Annotated in this window: 4 protein-coding genes; 1 reads left to right on the plus strand and 3 read right to left on the minus strand. The window is 58.4% G+C overall.

The annotated features are described in order from the left end of the window. A partial coding sequence (locus LC354_RS26570) for a transposase (protein WP_263289642.1) occupies positions 1-258 on the minus strand: 258 nt, incomplete at its 3' end. 123 nt (positions 259-381) lie between these two features. Here LC354_RS26570 and LC354_RS26575 point away from each other — a divergent pair. Beyond that, complete coding sequence (locus LC354_RS26575) at positions 382-957, plus strand: adenylate/guanylate cyclase domain-containing protein (protein ID WP_223428959.1); 576 nt, start codon at positions 382-384, stop codon at positions 955-957. A 656-nt stretch (positions 958-1613) separates the two neighbouring features. Here LC354_RS26575 and LC354_RS26580 read toward each other — a convergent pair. Continuing rightward, positions 1614-3284 (minus strand): tetratricopeptide repeat protein, encoded by a 1671-nt coding sequence (locus LC354_RS26580; RefSeq protein ID WP_223428960.1) that lies wholly within the window; start codon positions 3282-3284, stop codon positions 1614-1616. A 167-nt stretch (positions 3285-3451) separates the two neighbouring features. Continuing rightward, positions 3452-3703: a BBE domain-containing protein gene (locus tag LC354_RS26585; RefSeq protein ID WP_223428961.1), complete on the minus strand. Its 252-nt coding sequence runs from the start codon at positions 3701-3703 to the stop codon at positions 3452-3454. Between the last annotated feature and the right edge of the window lie 483 nt (positions 3704-4186).

The raw sequence follows: 4186 nt of genomic DNA on the forward strand, positions 1-4186 counted from the left end.
GACCATCACTGTGTCCACGTTATGCGCGTCGGCGATGGCGTCCATGATCCGGTCCCAGTGGCCCGCATAGCTCCACCTGTTGAAGCGGTTGTAGACCGTTGTCGGTGGGCCGTATTCGCTGAGCAGATCGGCCCAAGGGGTGCCGGTGCGCAGGACGTAGAAAATGCCGTTGATCACGCGGCGGTCATCTACCCGCTTCTTGCCGCGCGTTTTGTTCGGCAAGACAGCTTTGATGAATTCCCATTCCAAATCGCTCATGTCTGATCGCGCCACTTGCATCCTCCCGCCCGTTGTTTGGACGAAATGAATCACAAACCTATGCCCTTAAAAAAGAATTAATGGGTGTGCTGCCTAATTATCGCCTCCGGAGACGAAACTAAGTTGCTTGCTCCGCAACGTGCTGAAATTGTGGTGCTGTTTGCCGACCTGCGTGGTTTCACAGCTTTCGCCGACACGAATGAGGCGGGAGTTGTTACTGGTGCTCTGAATGCCTTTCACAGCTACGCCGGGCCTTTGATTGAACGTCATCAAGGCACGCTTGAGCGATTTCTTGGCGATGGGCTTGTCGTTTTGTTTAACGCGCTGGACAAAAGCCCTGACCCGGAGGCGCGGGCAGTCCGGCTGGCACTGGATATTCAGTCCGGGTTCAGACCAAATATGGAAAAGTTTCAAGATACAGATCACCAGCTTGGCCTTGGTATCGGTATATCGAAAGGCGTTGCCAGCTTGGGACAGATCGGATTTGAGGGACGGCTGGATTATGCGGCAATCGGTACTGTTTCAAATGTTGCATCGAGGCTGTGCGATCTGGCACTGGATACTGAGGTGCTCGTGAGCAAAAACGTGGCTCAGGAAATTCAGGACAGGTTCTCATTTGTTGAAAAAGAACCCCGGCTTCTTAAAGGCCTCAGGCTACCCGTTCACTACTATCAGCTGAAACCGGATCATTCGAGTTGAGCGGCGGCGACTTTGTCGGCAGAGCAGACGTTTAACGTGCCCTCGGGTGCCGCGCTACGGCCAACGGCCGTATAGTCCGCGACCTGTAAATTCGCCGTCTGGGAAATGCTGCACGGTCGACGAATGGCCGATCTCTGCGCTGCGTGGCGGCGCGGAATCTTACGCCTCTGCGGCATTTCTGGTGCTGCGAGCGCGCGCAGCGAAAAAATCAAGTTCACAGTTTGGGCTCAGTGCCGACTTTCGCTGCGCTTGCACACAAAATCAACGCCGAGCCGGGATACGAGCGGCGGCAGTGCGGACAGTGCCGCCATTCGGCTTCCACTCAAAAACGGCTGGTGTCCGCGGTTCGCGACCCGGACCTACATCGCTTCGATAGGTTTCCTCAGTTTTCTGCAGCTGCAAACGGAACTCGACGTAGACAGGATAAGCGCTCGCTCAGCCACGGGATATCCAACTGAAATGCTCAGATGACGGCCCAGAGCCCACTGCGGACACTTTGCGAGAACGTGGTACCCTCGCCAAAGTATTTACCGGTTTGAGTCTTTGCTTCGTAACGTCGAAACAAGATTGCAACCGTGAAGACACTCAGGGTCTTGCGCCATGCCGACACAAGACCCTGACTAAAGCCGAATTTCAGTTCACCTTTCGATCTGTGTTTACTCTGCCGCCACAGCTTGCATGGCCGCCTGCGCACAATGGCACGACGCGCCAACTGGCAGATCGGACCGGGAGGCAGCCATCTCAAGCCGCTGACGGATGAGTTTCGCTTCCTCGCCGTCCCCGGCGCCGCGGCGGCGCAGACATTCCTCAAGCCCCTTCAAGCTCCAGATATTGTCAGGGTGAACGCAGGCGCGCGGCAGGTTGCCCGCAAGACCGAGGTCTTCGCGATAGGCCTGCTCCGCTTCCTCGACGAGACCCTGCTCGAGCGCCAGGGCCCCGAGCGCGTGGCGCACGGGCTGGATCCAGCCCCAAGGCTCGTCATAGGCCAGATTGTCCTCGAGCTCGATTGCCTTGCGCAAATGGGCGAAAGCCTTGTCGTGATTGCCTTTCCGGTACTCAAACTCGCCGTCGAGCATCTGCTCCGCCACCGCGAGCAGGTCGATACAGGGGTTGTTGTGCAGGTAGCGGCTTTCCGGGACCTGCGCCCGCGCCGCCATGAACTTGGCGCGTTCGGCCTCGGAACCGGCCACATCGCCCAGCGCGGCATGGGCCACGGCTTTGGCATAGTGCAGAGAAGCCGTGGTGTGACAATAGAGTGCCTGATTCTCCGGTAGCGGCTCGGCGATGATGTCGCGCCATTTGCCGAACCGGATCTGCACATGGGTCTTCATGGAGATGTAGCTCTCGAGGAAGTCGGCCATGGGCGGGCTTTCCATTTGCAAAAGCTCCACCGGAATCTCCCGGATCATTTCCTCTGCGGCCGCCATGGCAGGCTCGTACTGGCCGAGGAACATCGCGCCATAGATGGCGAAATGGTAGTTGTGCACCCGGTAGGCCGTATAGAAATTCAAACGTCCCTGCCGCTCAGCGATCTTCAGATCGGCCTCGATGCCCTTCTGGTTCCAGTACAAGGCGTCGCGATATTCGCCGCACTGGATGTCGATATGCGTGGGCATGTGGATCAGGTGGCCGGCGTCGGGCACCAACTCACGCAGGTAATCGCCTGCCATCAGCGCCTTTTCAGGGGTCGGCGACATTTCCATCAGGTGCACGTAGAGGTGTAGAATGCCGGGATGCGCGCGCCCCTCGGGGGTGTCCACGAAACTCTCCAGAACCTTTTGCGCCTCGACCGTCCCGGAACCCTCGGCGACCGTGTTTTTGTGGATGTCCCACATTTTCCAAGGGGTCTGGTTCAGGATCGATTCGACATAGACCGTTGCGACGTCGATATCGTTCGCATGCGCGTCGTAGGCTTTCTTCATAGCGGCGGCGAAATCGTCGTTCCACGGCGCCTGATCTTCAATCGTCTCACGCTGCGGATAGCGGGCAGGCAAGGCTTCGATCAGCGCACGCTCCGGGGCCGTCACTTTGCCGACCAGAGCAAGGGCTGCCTGCGTGCTGTCATAGGCAGTTGCCAGGGCAGTCGACTTGGTGTCCGGGTCCATCATCCACCATTCGAAATTGTAGTTTGGACCTATGGCATAGGCGACGCCCCAATGCGCCATTGCGCAGTCAGGATCAAGGCTCAGGGCTTTCTGGAAGCACTCGATGGCCTGTTCGTGGTTGTAGGAATAGGTCCATACCAGACCGCGATCGAACCAAAGCTGCGCGTCGCTCGAACTGGTCGAGATTTTGCGCGAATACACGTCTACATCAAAGTAATCCATTCGATGTCTCCCTGAATGAATGGGTTGAAGATAGCAAAACCGGGTGATTCATTAATTCGGACGGTCAAAGGTTAACACATGGCGGGCCAAACGGAGCACGTTTTTGTCCGGGTCTTGAAGCCCGGATCAAGCATGCCGCAGGCACCACCTGCCGCCCCGCTGCCGCCCTATGCAGACGCGACCACATTCGCGTGGGTCCGCGTCAGCCCAGCCGGGTCATGATGCGCCTTGATATCTGCGAGACGCGCATAGGCAGCGCCGAACGCGCCTTTCGCGCGGCCTGTCTCATCCTCGGGCATGAAGTTCGAATAAACCGCGCCATTGGCATGCGTCTCCGTGCGGTCGAAGAACTCCCGGGCCCACGCAATGAAGCGGTCATCCTCGGCAGCGTCTTGCCAGCGCACGTGCACGTTCATCATGAAGGCAGCGGATCTGTGCGGATAACAGCACCAAAGATAGATCGCGACCGGGCGTCGGCAGTTTTAACGGCCTGTAGATAGATTCCCACCGCGAGGTCGACCAGCAGAACAGTCCGCAAGCCGGTCGGCCGCCCGTCTTGTCATGCTGCACAGTGCGCGAACGGCCGGATCGGTGAAGCTGCGTTGCAGCGGCGCAGCGCCCGGGAAACAGTCAGCGTCGACAATCGCGATCATGGGCTATGTCTGTTAACTGTGCATTGCACCAATTCATACGGAGCGCAGAAAGCGACACGATGGGCTCTGACCCGCCGTCCGCCGCAGGATGCACGAAGGTCCGCAGTGGGCCGTTTTGTTCTTCATACACCGCCCTGTTCGGCCTGATCAAACACCACCTCCGCCTGATACCCCCACGGCAATGCGGCACTTTCGGTAAGCTGCATGACCGTCACGGCCGCGACTTCCCGCTTATAGACCAGCCGCCTC

Origin of the sequence: Tateyamaria pelophila, assembly GCF_019966495.1 — a bacterium.
Lineage (GTDB): Bacteria > Pseudomonadota > Alphaproteobacteria > Rhodobacterales > Rhodobacteraceae > Tateyamaria > Tateyamaria pelophila.